The organism is Devosia salina, assembly GCF_019504385.1.
Lineage (GTDB): Bacteria > Pseudomonadota > Alphaproteobacteria > Rhizobiales > Devosiaceae > Devosia > Devosia salina.
The window spans coordinates 4018354-4038213 of sequence record NZ_CP080590.1 but is presented as its reverse complement, the minus strand read 5'-3'; the positions used below and the strand labels follow the sequence as shown (position 1 = coordinate 4038213).

The 19860-nt window shown below is 64.2% G+C and carries 18 protein-coding genes and 1 pseudogene; 14 read left to right on the top strand and 5 right to left on the bottom strand.

Annotated elements, in window-relative coordinates:
* Nucleotides 1-56 precede the first annotated feature (56 nt).
* The 8 genes and pseudogenes from typA to K1X15_RS19765 all read left to right on the top strand — a co-directional run bounded on the left by typA (nucleotide 57) and on the right by K1X15_RS19765 (nucleotide 7277).
* A complete protein-coding gene (typA, locus tag K1X15_RS19795) occupies nucleotides 57-1871 on the top strand; it encodes a translational GTPase TypA (RefSeq protein WP_220305249.1) in 1815 nt (604 codons plus the stop codon).
* 167 nt (nucleotides 1872-2038) lie between these two features.
* Nucleotides 2039-2647 carry a DedA family protein gene (locus K1X15_RS19790; RefSeq protein WP_220305248.1) on the top strand — a complete coding sequence of 203 codons (609 nt, stop codon included), beginning with the start codon at nucleotides 2039-2041 and terminating at the stop codon, nucleotides 2645-2647.
* A 328-nt stretch (nucleotides 2648-2975) separates the two neighbouring features.
* On the top strand, nucleotides 2976-3278 hold the full coding sequence (locus K1X15_RS19785) for a YggT family protein (protein ID WP_220305247.1): 303 nt from the start codon (nucleotides 2976-2978) through the stop codon (nucleotides 3276-3278).
* A 15-nt stretch (nucleotides 3279-3293) separates the two neighbouring features.
* Nucleotides 3294-3605: a DUF167 family protein gene (locus K1X15_RS19780; protein WP_420828382.1), complete on the top strand. Its 312-nt coding sequence runs from the start codon at nucleotides 3294-3296 to the stop codon at nucleotides 3603-3605.
* A gap of 159 nt (nucleotides 3606-3764) precedes the next feature.
* On the top strand, nucleotides 3765-5879 hold the full coding sequence (locus K1X15_RS19775; RefSeq protein WP_220305245.1) for a sodium-translocating pyrophosphatase: 2115 nt from the start codon (nucleotides 3765-3767) through the stop codon (nucleotides 5877-5879).
* A 231-nt stretch (nucleotides 5880-6110) separates the two neighbouring features.
* Nucleotides 6111-6290 (top strand): annotated as a pseudogene (locus K1X15_RS21680) (endonuclease domain-containing protein); the annotation flags it as partial.
* Nucleotides 6291-6316: 26 nt separating this feature from the next.
* On the top strand, nucleotides 6317-6490 hold the full coding sequence (locus K1X15_RS21675) for a DUF559 domain-containing protein (RefSeq protein ID WP_420828352.1): 174 nt from the start codon (nucleotides 6317-6319) through the stop codon (nucleotides 6488-6490).
* A gap of 232 nt (nucleotides 6491-6722) precedes the next feature.
* The gene (locus K1X15_RS19765; RefSeq protein WP_220305243.1) at nucleotides 6723-7277 is read left to right on the top strand and encodes a dihydrofolate reductase family protein; all 555 of its coding nucleotides are present in this window, start codon (nucleotides 6723-6725) and stop codon (nucleotides 7275-7277) included.
* A 155-nt stretch (nucleotides 7278-7432) separates the two neighbouring features.
* Here K1X15_RS19765 and K1X15_RS19760 read toward each other — a convergent pair whose 3' ends face one another.
* Nucleotides 7433-8368, bottom strand: a complete 936-nt coding sequence (locus K1X15_RS19760) for a heme-dependent oxidative N-demethylase family protein (RefSeq protein WP_220305242.1) — start codon at nucleotides 8366-8368, stop codon at nucleotides 7433-7435.
* A 101-nt stretch (nucleotides 8369-8469) separates the two neighbouring features.
* On the opposite strand from K1X15_RS19760, the gene K1X15_RS19755 reads away from it, so the two are divergent.
* Nucleotides 8470-8706 carry a hypothetical protein gene (locus K1X15_RS19755; RefSeq protein WP_220305241.1) on the top strand — a complete coding sequence of 79 codons (237 nt, stop codon included), beginning with the start codon at nucleotides 8470-8472 and terminating at the stop codon, nucleotides 8704-8706.
* A 48-nt stretch (nucleotides 8707-8754) separates the two neighbouring features.
* Here the strand turns inward: K1X15_RS19755 and ppa are convergent, their stop codons facing one another.
* Complete coding sequence (gene ppa, locus K1X15_RS19750) at nucleotides 8755-9285, bottom strand: inorganic diphosphatase (protein ID WP_220307632.1); 531 nt, start codon at nucleotides 9283-9285, stop codon at nucleotides 8755-8757.
* A 101-nt stretch (nucleotides 9286-9386) separates the two neighbouring features.
* On the bottom strand, nucleotides 9387-9836 hold the full coding sequence (locus K1X15_RS19745; RefSeq protein WP_220305240.1) for a universal stress protein: 450 nt from the start codon (nucleotides 9834-9836) through the stop codon (nucleotides 9387-9389).
* Nucleotides 9837-9934: 98 nt separating this feature from the next.
* Here K1X15_RS19745 and K1X15_RS19740 point away from each other — a divergent pair, with 98 nt between their 5' ends.
* Nucleotides 9935-10501: a hypothetical protein gene (locus tag K1X15_RS19740; protein ID WP_220305239.1), complete on the top strand. Its 567-nt coding sequence runs from the start codon at nucleotides 9935-9937 to the stop codon at nucleotides 10499-10501.
* A 14-nt stretch (nucleotides 10502-10515) separates the two neighbouring features.
* Here K1X15_RS19740 and K1X15_RS19735 read toward each other — a convergent pair whose 3' ends face one another.
* Complete coding sequence (locus K1X15_RS19735) at nucleotides 10516-10971, bottom strand: tellurite resistance TerB family protein (RefSeq protein WP_220305238.1); 456 nt, start codon at nucleotides 10969-10971, stop codon at nucleotides 10516-10518.
* 232 nt (nucleotides 10972-11203) lie between these two features.
* Between K1X15_RS19735 and K1X15_RS19730 the strand changes: the two genes are divergently transcribed.
* From K1X15_RS19730 to K1X15_RS19720, 3 genes are read left to right on the top strand one after another with little or no spacing between them, the layout of a single operon-like run.
* A complete protein-coding gene (locus tag K1X15_RS19730; RefSeq protein WP_220305237.1) occupies nucleotides 11204-12013 on the top strand; it encodes an ImuA family protein in 810 nt (269 codons plus the stop codon).
* Nucleotides 11898-13550, top strand: a complete 1653-nt coding sequence (locus K1X15_RS19725; protein WP_220305236.1) for a Y-family DNA polymerase — start codon at nucleotides 11898-11900, stop codon at nucleotides 13548-13550. The genes K1X15_RS19730 and K1X15_RS19725 overlap by 116 nt, the downstream gene beginning before the upstream one ends.
* On the top strand, nucleotides 13547-17002 hold the full coding sequence (locus tag K1X15_RS19720) for an error-prone DNA polymerase (RefSeq protein ID WP_220305235.1): 3456 nt from the start codon (nucleotides 13547-13549) through the stop codon (nucleotides 17000-17002). The genes K1X15_RS19725 and K1X15_RS19720 overlap by 4 nt, the downstream gene beginning before the upstream one ends.
* A gap of 27 nt (nucleotides 17003-17029) precedes the next feature.
* Here K1X15_RS19720 and K1X15_RS19715 read toward each other — a convergent pair whose 3' ends face one another.
* On the bottom strand, nucleotides 17030-17320 hold the full coding sequence (locus K1X15_RS19715) for a 4a-hydroxytetrahydrobiopterin dehydratase (protein WP_220305234.1): 291 nt from the start codon (nucleotides 17318-17320) through the stop codon (nucleotides 17030-17032).
* A gap of 220 nt (nucleotides 17321-17540) precedes the next feature.
* Here K1X15_RS19715 and K1X15_RS19710 point away from each other — a divergent pair, with 220 nt between their 5' ends.
* Nucleotides 17541-19808, top strand: coding sequence for a putative bifunctional diguanylate cyclase/phosphodiesterase (locus tag K1X15_RS19710; protein ID WP_220305233.1), 2268 nt, complete (start codon nucleotides 17541-17543; stop codon nucleotides 19806-19808).
* Nucleotides 19809-19860: the final 52 nt, after the last annotated feature.

The following is a 19860-nucleotide window of genomic DNA, read 5'->3' as shown; positions in this document are numbered from 1 at the left end:
CCGAGAGCGCTCCCGTGGGTTGGTTTCGTGGATCATGCCAAAAAGGCTGACCCCATATGTCCCTGCGCAATATCGCCATCATCGCCCACGTTGACCACGGCAAGACCACGCTGATCGACGTTCTGCTCAAGCAGTCCGGCTCGTTCCGTGAAAACGAACGCGTCGAAGAGCGCGCCATGGACAGCAATGATATCGAGCGTGAGCGCGGCATCACCATCCTGGCCAAGGTTACCTCGCTGATGTGGAAGGATACCCGCATCAATATCGTGGACACGCCCGGCCACGCCGATTTCGGCGGCGAGGTGGAGCGCATCCTCTCGATGGTCGATGGCGTGGTGATCCTGGTGGACGCCGCCGAAGGCCCGATGCCGCAGACCAAATTCGTGCTGGGCAAGGCCCTGGCACAGGGCCTGCGCCCCATCGTTGCCATCAACAAGATCGACAAGTCCGACGAGCGGCACCTGGAAGTGCTCGAAGAAATCTTCGACCTGTTCATTGCCCTCGATGCCTCGCCCGAACAGCTCGATTTCCCGGTGCTTTATGGTTCGGCCAAGCAGGGCTGGATGGCGCTGGAGCCCGAAGGCCCCAAGGAAACGCTGGCCCCGCTGCTCGACAAGGTCATCGAGCACGTGCCCGAGCCGCAGGTGGAAGAAGGCGCGTTCCGCATGCTGGTCACCACCATCGAGCGCAACCCGTTCCTGGGTCGCATCCTGACCGGGCGCATCACCTCGGGCACCGTCAAGGCCAATGATGCCATCCACACGCTCAATCGCGATGGCAAGGAAGTCGAAAAGGGCCGCGTCTCCAAGGTCCTGGCCTTCCGCGGCCTTGAGCGCACCCCGGTCGAGGTCGGCGAAGCCGGCGACATTGTTGCCATTGCGGGTCTCGTGACTTCCACCGTGGCCGACACGCTCTGCGCCACTTCGGTGACCACCCCGATCGCCGCCAAGCCGATCGATCCCCCGACCCTGTCGGTCACCTTCCGCATCAATGACGGCCCGCTGGCCGGCCGCGAGGGCGACAAGGTCCAGTCGCGTGTTATCCGCGAGCGCCTGATGCGCGAAGCCGAGGGCAATGTCGCCATCAAGGTGACCCCGGGCGACGACAATGACAGCTATGACGTGGCCGGACGTGGCGAACTGCAGCTGGCCGTCTTGATCGAGAACATGCGCCGCGAAGGCTTCGAACTCACCATCGGTCGCCCCAAGGTGCTGTTCAAGGAAGAGAACGGCGTGCGCATGGAGCCGGTCGAGGAAGTCATCATCGACGTGGATGACGAGTTCACTGGCGCCGTGGTGCAGAAGCTCACCGAGCGCAAGGGCGAACTCACCGATATGCGCCCCTCGGGCGTCGGCCGCACGCGCATTCAGCTCCTGGTCCCCACCCGCTCGCTGATCGGCTACCAGCCCGAACTGCTCAGCGACACCCGCGGCACGGCCATCTTCAACCGCCTGTTCCACTCCTTCGTGCCGTTCAAGGGCGAACTGCCCGGCCGTCGCACCGGTGTGCTGATCTCCAACGGCACCGGCCAGTCCGTGGCCTATGCGCTGTGGAACCTCGAAGAGCGCGGCGCCATGCTGATCGACGCCGGCGTCGACATCTATGAGGGCATGATCATTGGCGAGCACAATCGCGAGAACGATCTCGAGGTCAATGCGCTCAAGGGCAAGCAGCTCACCAATATCCGCACCACGTCCAAGGACGAGGCGGTGCGCCTGACCACGCCCAAGAAGCTCACCCTCGAGCAGTCCCTGGGCTATATCGCCGAAGACGAATATGTCGAGGTGACCCCCAAGTCGATCCGCCTCAGGAAGATCTGGCTCGACCCCAATGACCGCAAGCGCATGAGCCGCGCTGCCAAGACCGCCTGATCGGCGGTTGGGCCCGATGGCCCGAATAACCACGACAGCGCCCTCGGACTTGATCCGGGGGCCGGTTTCAGCATAGCACGCGTGACGATTGGCCCCTGGCTCAAGTCCCGGGGCGGCCCGGCGGGTGTTGATCATGCTCGCCAGATCCCACGCGAGGGAGTGCAGGCATGAGCGATTTCATCATCGGCTTCATCACCGATTGGGGCTATCTCGGCATCTTCCTGATGATGGTGCTGGAAAACATCTTCCCGCCCATCCCCTCCGAACTGATCATGCCCTTTGCCGGCTATGTGGCGGCGCAGGGCGATCTCAACCTGGTCGGCGTGCTCATTGCCGGCATGGCGGGCTCGCTCCTGGGCACCTCGGCCTGGTATGTGGCGGCGCGGCTGATGGGCATCGAGCGCTTCACCTGGCTCTGCAACCGGCTGGGGCGGATCGCGACGCTCAGCGAACACGATATCGACATGGCCTATCACTGGTTCGCCCGCTACGGCGCGCTGGCCGTGCTGGTGGGCCGCCTGATCCCCGCCATCAGGACACTGATCTCGGTGCCGGCGGGGCTCGCTGCCATGCCGGTCTGGCGGTTCCTGGGCATTTCGGCGCTGGGGACGCTGGTCTGGACCGGCATCCTCACCGCCGCCGGCTATGTGCTCGATGCCGGCTATCACGTGGTGGAGGCCTGGATCGACCCGGTCTCGACCGGCGTCGTGATCCTGGTCGTGCTGCTCTATATCTGGCGCTTCCTCACCTGGAAGCCGATCAAGGACATTGGCTGATCCGGACTTGCAGATTGCAAGGCTCTTGCATTCTGCACACGGCGCCATTGCCGCAAAATGCGAATTTTTACAGCGACTTAAGGTTTGACCCTGGTTTTCCGGGCCGCCGAGTCTGGCACGCTTCGTGCATTGGGATGCGCGCCCGGATGAAGTGTGCTGCGTACCGGGCAGTCAGTCATGCGGGGTCCTGTGTCGTGTTGTTGATGCAGGGCCCCGCGACGTCTTTACCCTTCCTTCGGCCCCGGCCTTGCCCCAGCCGCCTGCATTCACTAGATAATTCGGACCCGCCGGCAGCCATTCGGGCTGCGAACGCTATTCGGAGACGCCCATGCGCGCCGTGCTCGACATCATCCTGATCCTGCTTCAGCTTTATTGGTGGGTGCTGCTCATCATGATCATCATGAGCTGGCTGATCTCGTTCAATGTCATCAATACGCGCAATCAGTTCGTGGCGATGATCTGGCAGGTGGTGAACCAGCTCACCGAGCCGGTGCTGCGGCCCATCCGCCGCTTCATGCCCAATTTCTCGGGCCTCGACCTGTCGCCGCTGATTGCCTTCCTGATCATCTTCTTCATCCAGTCGATCATCGGCTATTACATCTATCCGGCCGTCATTCGCGCCGGGATCTGACCGCATTTGTCCGATCTGCCCGGATTTGCCCGGCCGACGGAAGCCGGGCTGATCCTCCACCTGCGCGTCACCCCCAATGCCGGACGCGATGCCATCGAGGGCATCGAAAGCCGCGATGACGGCACCAGCGTGCTGCGCGTCCGCGTGCGCGCCGTGCCCGACAAGGGCAAGGCCAATGCCGCCGTCATCGCGCTCCTGGCCAAGGCGCTGGGCGTGCCAAAATCCGCGCTCGGCGTGGTGAGCGGAGAGACGAGCCGCCTCAAGACCCTGCTGGTCGCCCCGTCCACTCCCGACCTCGTGACCCGTCTGGCCGCGCTCGCCGGCTAGGCGCCGCGACAAAAGCGCGCAATCACCATTGCTTAACCCATTATTCCCGTTAAGCTCCCTCCCCGGAGGGGGCCCGATGGAGGGCGGGGAGCGGACCGGGCGAAAGACCCGGCCAGGACCAGCGCGGGCCCTCGGAGGAAACTTTTCGAGGGACTTCTTATGGATCTGGCACTTTGGCTGATCGTTGCGTGCGGCGGCCTGTCTATCGTCTATGGCGTGGTGACCACCCAGGGCCTGCTCAAGGCCGATGCGGGGTCGGCGCGCATGCAGGAAATCTCGGCCGCCGTGCGGGAGGGGGCCTCGGCCTATCTCAAGCGGCAATATACCACCATCGCCATTGTCGGCGTGGTCATTCTCATCGCCGCCTATTTTCTCCTGGGCATCTATGCCGCCATCGGCTTCCTGATCGGCGCCGTGCTCTCGGGCGCGGCCGGCTTCATCGGCATGAATGTCTCGGTCCGGGCCAATGTGCGTGTCGCCCAGGCGGCCGTCGGTTCGCTGGCCAAGGGACTGGACCTGGCCTTCAAGTCCGGCGCGGTCACCGGCATGCTGGTGGCGGGGCTCGGGCTTCTGGGCGTCACGCTTTATTTCATCATCCTGACCGGCATGGGGTTTGATCCCACCAGCCGCACCGTCATCGATGCGCTGGTGGCGCTGAGCTTCGGCGCGTCGCTGATTTCCATCTTCGCCCGTCTGGGCGGTGGCATCTTCACCAAGGGTGCGGATGTCGGCGGCGACATGGTGGGCAAGGTCGAGGCCGGCATTCCCGAGGACGATCCGCGCAACCCGGCCACCATTGCCGACAATGTGGGCGACAATGTCGGGGACTGCGCCGGCATGGCCGCCGACCTGTTTGAAACCTATGTGGTGACCATCGTTGCCACCATGGTGCTGGCGGCCATCATCCTGCCCGATGCTTTCAAGCTGACCGGCATGGTGCTGCCGCTCGCCATTGGCGGCGCCTGCGTCGTCACCTCGATCATCGGCACCTATTTCGTCAAGCTCGGCGCGGGCAACAACATCATGGGCGCGCTCTATAAGGGCGTCATCGCCACCGGCGTGCTCTCGCTGGTGGCGCTCTTGCCGGTGCTCTGGTTGATGTTCGGCGACATGAATGCGGTCATCGAGACGGCCGGAAAGACCTTTACCCCCTGGAGCCTGTTCTGGTGCGGCGTGGTGGGCCTGGTCATTACCGGTCTCATCATCGTCATCACCGAATATTACACCGGCACCAATCGCCGCCCGGTGAACTCGATTGCCGAAGCCTCGGTCACCGGCCACGGTACCAATGTCATCCAGGGCCTTGCCGTGTCGCTGGAATCGACGGCGCTGCCGGCCGTGACCATCATTGCCGGCATTATCGTCACCTATTCGCTGGCGGGTCTCTTCGGCATCGCCGTGGCTGTCGCCACCATGCTGGCCCTGGCCGGCATCATCGTGGCGCTCGACGCCTTCGGCCCGGTCACCGACAATGCCGGCGGCATTGCCGAAATGGCCGGTCTCGACAAGGAAGTGCGCCACAATACCGACGCGCTCGATGCCGTGGGCAACACCACCAAGGCGGTCACCAAGGGCTATGCCATCGGCTCGGCCGGCCTTGGCGCCTTGGTGCTCTTCGCGGCCTATACCGAGGATCTCAAGCACTACTTCACCGACCTCACCGTCAGCTTCGACCTCGCCAACCCTTACGTGGTGGTGGGCCTGCTCTTCGGTGGGCTGCTGCCCTTCCTCTTCGGCGGCATGTCGATGACTGCCGTGGGCCGCGCCGCCCAGTCGGTGGTGGTGGAAGTGCGCCGCCAGTTCAAGGAAAAGCCGGGCATCATGGCCGGCACCGACAAGCCCGATTATGGCCGTGCCGTCGACATGCTCACCAAGGCGGCGATCAAGGAAATGATCGTGCCGAGCCTGTTGCCGGTGCTCTCACCCATCGTGGTCTATCTCGTCATCCTCTGGATTGCCGGCCAGGCCAACGCGTTCTCCTCCCTGGGCGCCATGCTCATGGGTGTCATCGTCACCGGCCTTTTCGTCGCCATCTCGATGACGGCGGGCGGCGGTGCCTGGGACAATGCCAAGAAGAGCTTCGAGGACGGCTTTACCGACAGCCACGGCGTCACCCACCAGAAGGGCAGCGACGCGCACAAGGCCTCGGTCACCGGCGACACCGTCGGCGACCCCTACAAGGACACGGCGGGCCCCGCCGTCAACCCGATGATCAAGATCACCAATATCGTGGCCCTGCTGCTCTTGGCGGTGCTGGCGCATATGGGGATGTGAGGCATTCGCCTCAACTGAACTGAAGAAGGCCCGGGGCGAAAGCTCCGGGCTTTTTGGTTGGTACGGCATCACCCCCTCCCTGCCTCCCCCATCAAGGGGGAAGTGGAGCTCGGTGTTCGCCCGAATGTCTGTCCAAGCGGAGAAATTGTAGTGCTTCTCGCAGAGGTTTTGAGACGAACCCGATACGGCACCTCCCCCTTTATGGGGGAGGCAGGGAGGGGGTGAACCGACATGGCCCGCAACTCACTACCCCGCAAACTCCGCCAAACCCCCACCCTTGCCGAGGTGCGGTTCTGGCGTTTGCTCTATCCCATCCGCCAGATGGGCTGGCATTTCCGTAAGCAGGCGCCGATGGGCCGCTATGTCGTTGATTTCGTCTGCCATCCGGCGCGACTGATCGTTGAAATTGACGGCGGACGCATTTCACTGAGCAGGGCATGCGGTACGATGCAGTCCGCACGGCCTTCTTGGAGGGCGAAGGCTACCAGGTTCTGCGCTTCAACAACCAGGAGGTCACCGAAGGGACAGAAGCAGTCTATGACATTGTCCTAGCTGCCCTCGATGCAAGCGGCGCCACCCCCTCCCAGCCTCCCCCATCAAGGGGGAGGTGAAGGTTGGTACTTGCCTCGACCTTCGGACACATCACAGGAGAGGTGTCAGCGTCTGGGAAGGATGCGTCAGCGAGCACGACGCGATACCTCCCCCTTGATGGGGGAGGCTGGGAGGGGGTGGTTGGGAACGCACAGAAAACCACAAAACAAAAATGTCGAACCCCTCACCCCTCCCTCGTCGCCTCAGCGAAACGGGCGGTAATGTGCCGCCCGAAACCAGAGGGACAATCCAATGCGTAAAGTGACAGCCGGGCTTTTTCATTCCGTCGATGGCGTGGTCGAGGACCCGTTCAAGTTCCAGTTCGACAGCTTTGACGATGCACTGGGCGAGATGCTGACCGGGGTGCAGAACCGGGTCGACACCGTGCTGATGGGCCGGGTCGGCTGGTCGGAATGGGCCGGCTATTGGCCAAAGGCCGATCAGGACATGGATTTTGCCGCCTTCATCAATGGTGTGCCCAAATATGTGGCCTCGAACACGCTGGGCGCGACCGACATGGCGAGCTGGGCCAATTCATCGCTGATCGATGGCGATGTCGTCGATTTCGTGCGCGGTTTGAAGGCGCAGCCCGGCGGCGAGATCGCCGCCATGGGCGGCATTTCGCTGGTGCGGCAATTGCTCTTTGCCGGGCTGATGGACGAACTTTCGTTGATCACCCATCCGGTGGTGGCGGGCGAGGGCCGGCACCTGTTCGAGCCCGGCGATCCGACCACGCGGCTGGAGCTGGTTCGCTGCGACGCGACGCCCAAGGGCAATGTGGTGCAGGTCTACGCCAAGAAGGCCTAGGGCACAGGTGCCCTGGCTCCTGCGTCTCCCTCCCCCTTGCGGGGAGGGTAGCGGCGCTTGGCCGAAGGCCGTAGCAAAGCTAGGTGGGGGGCTCGCGTGCAGGGTGTCCGCTTCGGGGCACCAGCGCGTTGCGCACCCCCACCCAACCTCCCCCGTCAAGGGGGAGGAGTTGCACCGGCGAATGCCTTGCCATCGAGGGCAATCTCACCCAGCCTCTTCACCACCCGGTCCTTCTCCCGCGTCAGCCCCTTGTAGGCGAGTTGCTCCGGCGTGAGCGCCTCGATCTGCCCCATCAGCGAGGCCGCAATTTGCGCCCCATCCGCATGCGCCTCCAGCCGCTCCAGCGGATCGAGGGAAATGCGGATGGAAAAGGCGATCGCCCCCGTTTCCGGCAGTTTGCGCAGGGTCTGCCGCTCGACCCGCAGATAGACCGGATCGGCCCGCTCGCCACTGCCGAAGCGCTGCGCGTCCGGTCCCGAGACATCGGGATGATGAAGCCGGTCATCGCCATAGAGCGAAAAATTCCAGCGGATCATCGGCGTCTCGACTCGCAGCGCGTCGAACATGCGCGCCATCACTTCGGCCTGCCGCGTGCCGGGGCCGAAGCCGGGGACGGGCGCGTGAATGTCGGCCAGCACTCTTCCCATTTTCTCGGCGAGGACCCAGGACGAAGGGAAACAGAGACTGCCCGCGGTCAGCCGCCAGCCGTCCTCGGCGCGCCCGAGCACAAGAAGGTCGTCCTGCACCAGCCTTGCCGCCGTCCGTAGCGGGCTTTCCTCGGTGTCGAGCGGAACCGTCTCGTCCGTCGCAATCACAAGCATTCCAGCGCTGCTATGGCGCCATAATTCCGGAAATCGGCTTGGGAGATGGTCGACCAGCAGCGCCAGCAGCTCGGCCTGGGCAGGCCGGCTCTCCGGCAGGTCCGCAAACACCGCCTCGGTCCGCTCGGCCAGGAGCCGCGCCTTTTCGGCCAATTGGTTCGTCATGGCCGCGTCGGGTTCGAGCCAGTCCTGCGGGTCGAGCGGCTTCGTGCCGATGCGGAACAACGGCGACGAGCCGTCATAGGGCGTGGGGAAGGTCATGGCAGGCATAGAGCCCGCGCCGGGGCGGGCTGGCAAGATGGCCGGTGAACCGGCATCGCCAATCCAACGTATCCAAGCAGGACGACACGTCACCAAAGGGAGCATCAGACATGCGTCGACTGGGTTGGATTGCAGGCCTCACGCTCTTGGCCACCGGCCAGGTCATGGCCGTATCAGTCTGGGAATTGTCGCGGGTCTGTGGTGATGATGCCAAGGCCTATTGTGACGGCGTCGGCTATGGCGATGCCATGCAGGCCTGTCTCGACCAGAACTACCGGTCCCTGTCCGATGGGTGCCAGGCGATCATGGATCGCATCCGGGCCGGCGAAGGGGTGAGCCTTTTCTAGCCTCAGACAAGAAGGGCGACCCTGAGGCCGCCCCTTGCAATCCTGCGATCAGGCCTTCTTGGCCATGTCGATGCTTTCGAGGATTACCCTGCGGGCCTCCTCGATGCCGCCGATGCGGTCGATGCGGGCCCACTTGCCGGGTTCGAGATCCTTGTAGTGGGTGAAGAAGTGCTTCACGCGCTCGAGCTGGATTTCGGGCATGTCGCCGATATCCTGGATATTGTCATACATGCGGGTGAGCTTGGAAACCGGCACGGCGATGATCTTCTCGTCCTGGCCGCCATCGTCTTCCATGAACAGCACGCCGACGGGCCGCGAGCGCACCACGGCGCCGGGCACCAGCGGGCGCGAATTCATAACGATGACGTCGAGCGGGTCGCCGTCGCCGCACAGGGTGTGGGGCACGAAGCCGTAGTTCCCGGGATAGCGCATGGGCGTATAGAGGAAGCGGTCGACGAAGAGCGCGCCCGAATCCTTGTCGATTTCATACTTGATCGGCTCGCCGCCAAGCGGCACTTCGATGATGACGTTGAGCTCGTCGGGCGGGTTCTTGCCGGTGGGGATCGCATCGATATTCATGTCGTTCACTTTGGCCGTTCGGGAGGGGTCCGGGAGTTGGCGCGGTTCTGCCCGCAATGGCGGGCAAAGGCAAGGTCCAAATCCGCCGGGGCGGCCCTGCATTACTTGACGATCAGCACCGGAATGGTGGCGCGCGCCAGCACCTCGGCGGCCTGGCTGCCGAGCAGCAGGCGGTTGAGCCCGCGCCGGCCATGCGACCCCATGACGATGAGGTCGCAGGAGCGTTCCGCCGCCGTTTCGAGGATGCCGTCGGCGGGGCGATGGCGCGGCAGGTGCAGGATTTGTGCAGCAATTCCAGCCTCTTGCGCCCGGTGGCGGGCCTTGGCAAGGAGGTCTGCGGCTTCGGCTGCATAGGCTTCTTCAAGCCGCGCCACGATGGGGCCGGCATCGATGGTGCCGAAGCCGCCCGAGCCGATGCCGGTGCTGACCGGGTCGGTGGCCGTCAGGATGGTCAGCGCGGCGCCGTTGGTCCGCGCCAGCTCGAGCGCCACATCGAGCGCCTTGTTGGCGAGGTCGGATCCGTCGGTGGCGACGAGAATGGACTTGAACATGGTGCCGTCTCCTTGTGCGCAGCAATCTGGCATGGTCATCTGGTGAGCATATTGATCTGGATCATCGGGATGACGCCAGTCCCGACATGAGGAGAGCCATGGCCAAACTGAACACTCTATTGGCTTTTTCGACCCTGCTGCTGGCCGTTTCGACGCCGGCAGCGATGGCCCAGTCGGGCTTTACCAGCGCCTATACCGATCTCGATCTCGACCAGTGCCTGGTGCTGGACGCCGATGATTTCGGCGCCTCCTGGTCCTGCCCGGGCTACAAGGGTTTTCCGCTGCTGGTGCAGGAGGGCGATCTGCGGTTCTCGCTCAGCTATGGCTTCGATGCCGATGAAAGCAGCGTCGGCTTCCAGACCCTGCCGCCGTTCAACACGCTGGGCAGCAAGCTCGAGTGGCGGCTCAGCAATGCGCTGGGACGCTGGTTCCCCATCGCCACAATCGTGCGCTACTACACCGCCGATCCAGAGACGGGCGAGGACAGCGGCCAAGTCCTGGTGGTGACTCAAATTGCCGAGGGCAATAGCTGCCACATCGCCTATGTGGATGCGCGCGCCAATGCCAATGCCAATGAGCTGGCGCGGGAAGCGGCCGACAAGGCCGGCGATTTCGACTGCATGAGTGATGAGGTCGAGATCATCGGCAGGTTCGAGGCCTATTAGGCTGGCGCCAGGGTTTAGCCCTCTTCGGGCTCGGATGCGGTCCGGCCGCGGATCTGATTGCGCAGGATCGTGCGGTCGCGGCTGGAGACGCCGATCAGTTCGGCGATGCGCCAGACCATATTGTCTTCCAGCTCGTGGTTCTGCCGGTCGGCAAAGACGACGGTCCACATCATGCGGATGATCTCCACGCGGTCTTCCATGTCGAGCTGGGTCAGCCCGCTGGTGAACTTGTAGAAATCGACTGCCTCGGCGTCGCGCCGCGCGGCTTCCCGGATCAGCCGGTCGACGCTGGCCTCGTCGATATCGTAGTGGTCCATCAGGGCGCCGCGAATGGCCTTGCGTTCGGCCTCCTGCATGGAGCCGTCGACGGCGGCCAGGTGCACCAGCAGGGCGGCCACGGCCAGTTTGGGATCGTGCAGGTCCGACGGTGCTTCGGATTTTGCGAACAAGCGGGTCAGGGCCTCGAACATGGCTGTCTGCCTCCGTCGGGGTCGATGGGAAATATGGCGATGCGCGCCGGGAGGCAGGCCTGACGAGACTTAGCCATAAGCGGGCGCGGCTCAATGGGCTTGGTGGCTGCCTCACGCGGTCTTGAGCGCGGTTGATGCAGCCAGGCCACACCGGCGGGGCGGAAAAGGGACTCGACTCTGCGCGGATTCGGAGTCTAAATGTTCTCTCTTTGTTCACGCATATGGTCGCCCCATGCAGACCCCGAACCAGCAACAGCGCCTTGCCGCGCTGCGGGATGTCATTGCCGATATCGAACGCAAGCCGGCGCTGCTGGACGCGCATGGACCGGCTGATGCAGGCTTGAGTGAGGGCTTTCCGGCGTTCCCGGGCGGGCTGGTGCAGGAGGTCTTCACCGACAGCGCGCGCAATGGCGGGGCGAGCCTGGCTTTCGCACTGGGGCAGGGGAGGGGATTGCTCAATCCCCGGCGGCCGGCACTGCTCTATCTGCATCTGGCCCAGGACGGGCAGTTCTTCGGGGTGCCCTATGGGCCGGGCCTGATCAGCTTCGGCCTCGACCCGGCCCGGCTGGTGATCGTGCGGGCGGCCAATATGACCGAACTGCTCTGGACAGCCGAGGAGGCGCTGTGCTGCGGCGCGGTCGCGGGCATCCTGGCCGATATCGGCGCGATGCCCCAGCCGCTCGATTTCACGGCCAGCCGGCGATTGAGTCTCCGGGCCGCCGAAGCGGGCACCTCCTTGTTCCTGTTGCGCTATGGCCGGGGTCGGGAGGCCAGTGCCGCGCATCTGCGCTGGCATCTGGAACCGGTCCGTTCCGGCCGCCAGCGTCATGATCCGGGGGCACCGGGCCCGGCGCGCTGGCGCCTCACGCTCGAGCGGGGAATTACCATCAAACGTCAGGGCGCATGGCACCTGGAATGGACTGAAAATGGCTTTGCAACACTCCCTACCCATATCCATGGGGCGAACCGGTCTGGCACCGGAGCGACGCTTTCTGGTGCTCTACCTGCCGCATTGGGCGACCGACTATCTCAAACGGCGTGATCCGGCGCTCGAAGCGCCCCTGGTGCTCTATGAGCGGATCAAGGGGGGACTGCGCCTCGCGGCTCTCGATGCCGAAGCCATGGCCCTGGGGCTGCGGCATGGCCAGAACCTGGCAGATGCCCGGGCCATGGTGCCCCGGCTGATCGTGCGCGAACACGATCCGGCGGCGCTCGAAGCCGGCTTTGCCGATCTTGCCGACTGGCATTCCAATGCCAGTCCCCTGGTCTCGGTGCTCACCGATCTTGCGCCCTATGGCGATCTGGTGCTCGACATTACCGGGGTCAGCCATCTCTTTGGCGGCGAGGCGGCAATGCTGCGCCTGCTGCTCGGCCGCCTCCGGGTGCTGGGCTATACGGTGGCCGGGGCCATTGCCCCCACCATCGGGGCGGCCTGGGCGGTCAGTCATTTTGCACGCAGCCAGGTGGTCGGGCCCGAAGCGCTGGAAGGTGTGCTCGATGCCCTGCCGGTGGCGGCCCTGCGGCTCGATCCGCAGCAAATTGCCACCCTGTCGCAGATGGGGCTGTTGCGTATCGGGCAGTTGCGTGCCCGGCCGCGCAAACCGCTGCAGGCGCGGTTCGGGCAGTCGCTGCTGGTCCGGATCGATCAGGCCTTCGGCGAGATCGAGGAGCGCATGGCGCCGCGCCTGCCGCAGGTCGATCACGCGGTCGAACATCGCTTTGCCGATCCCATCGCGCTGATGGACGACGTGCTGGCGGTGACCCAGGACCTGGCGGTGCAACTGTCCTGCCAGCTGGAAAAGGCGGGGCTGGGCGGGCAGAGTTTTCACCTGTTTCTCTATCGCGTCGACCACAAGGTGATGACGCTTTCGCTCAATTCGGCGCGGGTCACGCGCGATCCCAGCCACATCACCGATCTGTTCCGGCATCGGGCGCAGCGGCTGGAGGGGGAATATGACGCCGGTTTCGGCATCGACATGGTGCGCCTGGCAGTCAGTTCCCTTGACCGGCTCGATGCACTGCAGACCGGCGCCTTTGCCACCCAAACCGGGCTCAATGAACTCGATCGCCTGCTCGACCGGCTGGGAAGCCGGCTGGGGAGCGAGGCGGTGCTGCAGACCGAGCTGGTGGCCAGCCATATTCCCGAGCGGGCGGCAAGGCTGGTCCCGGCGGTGGCGGCAATGCCCAATCCGGTGCAGCCGCCGCGCCTTGTCCGGCCCTTGCGCCTGTTGCCCATGCCCGAGCCGGTTTCCATCAATGCCGAAGTGCCCGATGGCCTGCCCGCATCGATGATCTGGCGGCGCCAGAGCTATCGGCTGGTCAAGGCGGCCGGGCCGGAGCGCATCAGCGCCGAATGGTGGCGGACCGGGGAGCGGTTGCAACTGGTGCCGCCGGCCCGGCCGAAAGAGGGTGAGCCCCAACCCCATATCCCCGATCTGCCGCTGTTCGATCCAGAAGCCGGCACGCGTGATTATTACCGGGTCGAGGATGAGGAGGGGCGGCGGTTCTGGCTGTTCCGGCAGGGGCTCTATGGTGGGCCGGTGCATCCGGCCTGGTATGTGCATGGGCTGTTCGCATGAACCAGATCGTCTCCCTGTCCCGGCCGGCGCCGGCCGGCCCTTCCGTCCCGGCCCCATCCCCGGCCTATGCCGAACTGGTCACGACCAGCAATTTCTCCTTCCTGCGCGGCGGCTCGCATCCGGAGGAGCTGGTGGCCGGGGCCATGCATATGGGCATGAATGCCCTGGGCCTGTGCGATCGCAACAGCTTTGCCGGGGTGGTGCGTGGCTATGTGACGGCGCGCGACAGGGGTGAGATCGCGCCGGGGTTCCGCTATCTGGTCGGGGTGCGCCTCTGCTTTGCCGACGATACGCCCGACATCATCGCCTATCCGAGCGACCGGGTAGCCTATGGGCGGCTCTGCAAGCTGCTCACCATTGCCAACAGGCGGGGTGAAAAGGGCAATCCCGTGCTGCTGTTCGATGATCTGTTCGGCTCTGGCAATCCGGCTTCGACGCAGCTTCAGGGCCCGCCGGAGGATTTTTCGCAGGGCCAGCTCTTCATCCTCATGCCCGATGAGGCGGATTGGGGCCGAACCGAAAAGACCCTTGATCATCTGGGGCGCAAGGCGCCCGGGCGGGTCTGGGTGGCCGGGGTGCCCCGCTTCGACGGGCAGGACCGCGCCCGGCTCAACCGCGTTGCCGCACTCGCCGGCCGGCACGGCGCTGCCATGATCGCCAGCAATGATGTGCGCTATCACGAGCCTGATCGATGCCTGGTGCTCGATGTGGTCACCTGCATCCGCGAGCATGTGACGCTGGAAGAAGCCGGTTTCCGCCTCGCCGCCAGTGCCGAGCGGCATCTCAAAAACCCAAGGGAAATGGCCCGACTCTTTGCCGGCCATCCCGACGCCATTGCCCAGACGCAGGCCTTTGTTGCCCGCATCGGTTTTTCGCTCGACCAGCTCAAATATAATTATCCCGAGGAGACGATCGGCACGGGCGAGACGGCGCAGCAGACGCTGGAGCGGCTGACTTGGGAAGGGGCTGAAAAACGCTATCCCGCGGGCGTCCCCGAAGCGGTCAAGCGCTCGCTTTGGACCGAATTGTGCCTGATCGCCTACAAGCACTACGCGGCCTATTTCCTTACCGTGCACGACATTGTCCGCTATGCCCGGCATGAACGGCATATCCTGTGTCAGGGGCGCGGCTCGGCGGCCAATTCGGCCGTGTGCTTCTGCCTCGAAATCACCGAAGTCGACCCGGCCAAGGCCAATCTGGTGTTTGGCCGCTTCATCTCCACCGAGCGGGACGAACCGCCCGATATCGACGTCGATTTCGAGCACGAGCGGCGCGAGGAGGTGATGCAATATGTCTATGAGAAATATGGCGGGCGCCGCACCGGGCTGACGGCCAATGTGATCTGCTATCGCTCGAAAAGCGCCATTCGCGAAAGCGCCAAGGTGTTCGGGGTCTCCGACGACACCATTGCCGCCTTCAACCAGCTGCACTGGGGCTGGGGTAGTTCGGTCAATCTCAAGGATCTGGTTGGGCTGGGGCTCAATCCCGACGACCCGGTGCTGGCGCAGATGTTCGAGGTGGTCAAGGTGCTCAAGGGCTTCCCCCGCCATCTCAGCCAGCATGTGGGCGGCTTCGTCATCACCCGCGATTCGCTCGAAAGCCTCGTCCCCATCGGCCAGTCGGCCATGGACAGCCGCTCCATCATCGAATGGAACAAGGACGATATCGATGCCCTGGGCATCCTCAAGGTCGATATCCTCGCTTTGGGCATGCTTTCCTGCCTGCGGCGCGCCTTCGAGCTCCTCCATGTCCATTACGGACAGGATCTGCGGCTGGTGGATCTTCTGGCCGAAGAGACCGGCGATGGGCCGATGGACAGGGAGCGGGTCTATGCCATGATCCAGCGGGCCGACACGCTGGGCGTGTTCCAGATCGAGAGCCGGGCGCAGATGAGCATGCTGCCGCGCCTGAAACCGGCGCGCTTCTATGACCTGGTGATCGAGGTCGCGATCGTCCGGCCCGGTCCCATCCAGGGCGATATGGTGCATCCCTATCTGCGGCGCCGGCAGGGGCTGGAAAAGGTCGAGTATCCCAGCGCGGCCCTGGCCGATGTCCTGGAACGGACACTGGGCGTGCCTCTGTTTCAGGAGCAGGCCATGCAGATCGCCATTGTCGGGGCCGGGTTTTCACCGGGCAAGGCCGACCAGCTGCGCCGCGCCATGGCGGCCTGGCGGCGCACCGGCAGGATTGCCCAGTTCGGCGAGGAGTTCATCGCCGGCATGGTGGGCAATGGCTATGATCTGGCCTTTGCCAAGCAGAGCTTTGCCCAGATTCAGGGCTTTGCCGAATATGGCTTTCCCGAAAGCCACGCGGCCAGTTTCGCGCTTCTGGTCTATGCCTCGTGCTGGTTCAAGTGCCATTACCCCGATGTCTTTGCCTGCGCGCTGCTCAATTCCCAGCCCATGGGGTTCTATGCGCCCAGCCAGATCGTGCGCGATGTGCGCGAGCACGGCGTCGAAATGCGCGAGGCCGATGTCAACCTGTCCGAGCTGGAATGCGTGCTGGAGGCCTCCGAACACCGGGCCGCCGATCATCTCTGGCAGCGCCACGCCGACATGGCGGGCGATATCCTTTCGAACCGGGCCATCCGCCTGGGCCTGCGCTTTGTCGAGGGCCTGGCCGAAAACGACATCAACCGCATCGTGGCGCGGCGCGGGGCGGGCTACAAGTCCGTCCGCGATCTATGGCTGCGCACCGGGGTACCCATTGCCAGCCTCGAAAAGCTGGCCCGGGCCGATGCCTTTGCCTCGATGGGGCTCAACCGCCGCGACGCGCTCTGGGCGGTCAAGGGGCTGGTGGGCACGCATGGCGCGGAGACCCTGCCGCTCTTTGCCGCTGCCGAAACCCCCGCAGTCGCGCTGGCCGAAGAGCCCGCCGGCCTGCCGCCGATGCAACCGGGCGAGGAGGTCATCCATGACTATGCAACGCTCTCGCTTTCGCTCAAGGGGCATCCGGTCGGGTTTCTCAGACCCATGCTGATGGCGCGAGGAACCACGCGGGCGGACAATCTTGCCGGCATTGCCAATGACATCGTGGTGGAGGTGGCCGGGCTGGTACTGGTGCGCCAGCGCCCCGGCACGGCGAGTGGGGTGATTTTCGTGACGCTCGAAGACGAGACCGGGGTGGCCAATATCGTGGTCTGGCCCAAGCTGTTCCAGGATGACCGGTTGCGCAAGGTCCTGCTCTCGAGTCGCATGCTGGCGGTGCGCGGCAAGGTGCAGTCCGAGCAGGGTGTCATTCATATCATTGCCCAGGACATGACCGATCTCACCCCGCATCTGCTCGATCTTTCGCATGGCAAGGATATTGGCGATGCCGCAATGGCCCGGGCCGACGAAGGCAAGTCAGGCCCGCCCGGCAGCCAGAGTCGCGATCGCATTGCCGTGCGGGAAGTGGAAATGGCGCGGCGCCGCGCCTATGCCGCCATGCCCAATGGCCGCAATTTCCACTAAGTCGTTTCATCGCGCGGCTGGAGCGGGTCAGGCCCCCAGGGCGTCGATGCGTCGGGCAAGATCAACATCCTTTTCGCTCAGCCCCCCGGCGTCATGGGTCGAGAGGCGGATCGAGACGGTGTTGTACACATTGGACCAGTCCGGGTGGTGCCCGGCCTTTTCGGCCAGCAGGGCGACCCGGGTCATGAAGGCGAAGGCTGCCGAGAAATCCCTGAACTTGTATTCCCGCACCAGGGCATCGGCATCCGCGTCATAGGACCAGCCGCCGAGTTCGGCCAATGCCTCCTGGCGCGCAGCAGTCGACAATTTCTCCACCATGGTCTCCTCCACAATCAGCCTGTCCATAACGCAACGCGGAGCTCCACCGATCGCTCCAGCGGCGACAGCATAGGCGGGACTGTCGAATATTAACCTGCCATTCAGCCTCAAACCGAATCACCGGCACGGTGGGCCGTGCCCGCAAGGGCTTGTTAAGGGCTCGCCCCCCCAAATGGCATGGCAAGAGGAAAGTTCCGTGCTGAACTCAGCCCGAAAGACAATGCCAGCCCTGGACTATGTGTCCATCGTCCGCTCGGTCTATGGAGACCGGATGGCGATGCTTGGCGGCGTGTTCGCCACCGCCATAACCTCGGGTCTTGCCGCCTATAGCAACCAGTCCGTCCCTCTTTACGTCATCACCGTCACCTTTCTGGTGATCGGTTTCGTGCGTGACGCCAATATGCGCGCCTTTCGGCGCGCCGCCATTGCAGATGACGACATCAGTGGTGCAGAGCATTGGGAAACCAGGGCGGTGTGGACCGGTGGGGCCCTCGCGCTGACCTATGGCCTGTGGTGCCTGATCTCCATGGGTTTCGTGCAGGACCCCTTTGCCGAGCTTTCCAGTGCCTCGATCACCATTGCCGTCACCGTCGGCATCGTGGCCCGCAATTTCGGCCTCGACCGGCTGGTCACCATCCAGGTCAGCCTGGTGATCATCCCGCTCTCGATTGGCTATGTGATGCTGGGCGACCTCAATCACATCGTCCTTGCAGCCATGCTGGCGGTCATGCTCATCAGCTTCCGCAAGCTCGCAGGGGACATCAGGGCCATTCTGCTGGCTGCCGTGCATGGGCGCGAAGAAGCCTCGCGCCTCGCCGCCGAGCTCGATATTGCCATCACCACGCTCGAGCATGGTCTCTGCATGCTCGACGAGAACGGCGTCGTCACGGTGGCCAATGAGCGCGCCAATGGCGTCTTTGCCATGTTGGGGATCGGGCAACTGGCCAATCAACCCTTCGGTTCGGTGCTTGCCGCGCTTGGCACCACCGACCGGGTGCCGCGCACGGCAGTCGAGCAGCTCGCCAGCATGATTGCCCGCCGCGCCTCTGGAAAGGTTCTGCTCTCGCTCAGTCCGGGTCGATATTACGAAGTGACCGTGAGTTCCCGCGACAAGCGCAGCGTGCTGCTGTTCGAGGATATCAGCGAGCGCGTTGAGGCCCAGGAGCGCATCAGCTTCATGGCCCGCCACGACACGCTGACCAATCTGCCCAACCGCAGCCATTTTGGCGAGCTGGCGCTCGAGGAGCTCGAGACTCGCGCTGCAACCGATTCGCCCAGCGCGCTGATGATCTTCGATATCGACGAGTTCAAGCACGTCAATGACAGCTTCGGGCACGTGGTCGGCGACAAATTGCTGCGCCAGGCGGCAAATCGCCTGCGCGAAACCCTGCCCAAGGGCACCACGCTGGCGCGCCTGGGCGGGGATGAATTCATCGCCCTGTCGGGCAATGATCCCGAGCGTGCCCGCGCGGACGCGCAAAGCGTGCTGGATGCCTTCCAGGAGCCTTTCGTGCTCGACGGCCACCAGCTCTCGGCCCAGGTCAGCATCGGCGTGGTGACCAGTCCTGCCAGCCAGGACGAACTGGACGAGCTGATGACCAAGGCGGATCTGGCGCTCTATGCCGCCAAGGGAGAGGGCAAGGGGCGCAGCCAGTTCTTCCACGCGCAGATGGATATCGACTACCATTATCGTCAGCGTCTCAAGACGGATCTGCGCGATGCGGTTGCGGCCGACGCGCTGACCCTGGTGTTCCAGCCGCTGCTCGATATTGACAGCCGCAGGGTCGTCTCCTGCGAGGCGCTGGCGCGTTGGACCCATCCCGAACTGGGCGCCATCGCCCCGACCACGTTCATTCCGCTGGCCGAGGAAATGGGCATCATTTCCCAGATTACGGACTTCGTGGTGCGCAGTGCGGTGGCGCAATGCAGCCAGTGGTCCGGCGATATCGGCGTCGCGGTCAATGTGTCCGCCCGGGACTTCCGCGGCCTGGACCTGCCGAGCCTGGTGGACAGAGCCCTGCGCGAGGCCGATCTGGCACCATCGCGCCTCGAACTCGAAGTCACCGAAACGGCGGTTATCGAGGAACGCGAACTGGCCCAGAGCGTGTTGCAGAGCCTTTCGGCGCGGGGCATCTCGATCGCGCTTGACGATTTCGGAACCGGCTATTCATCGCTGAGCTATCTCAGCGCCCTGCCATTCTCCAAGCTCAAGATCGACCGGTCCTTCGTTCAGGACATCGCCGGGGACGAGCGCGCCCTCAGCCTCCTGGCCAATGTGGCGCGGTTGGGCCGCGACCTGGACCTGACTGTCGTTGCGGAGGGTGTGGAGACCGAAGAGCAGCTCAATGCCATGCTGGAGCATACCGGCATACAGCAGGTGCAGGGCTATCTCTTCAGCCGGCCGCTGCCGGCGCGCGACATTGCCGAGCTCATCGGCCGGCTCAATGGCAAGGCGTCCCTGGCCTCGACAAAACGCAAACATGGTTAACCTGCGTTAACGCTTTGATAACCATGAATTTTCACGAAGAATAACGCCTAAG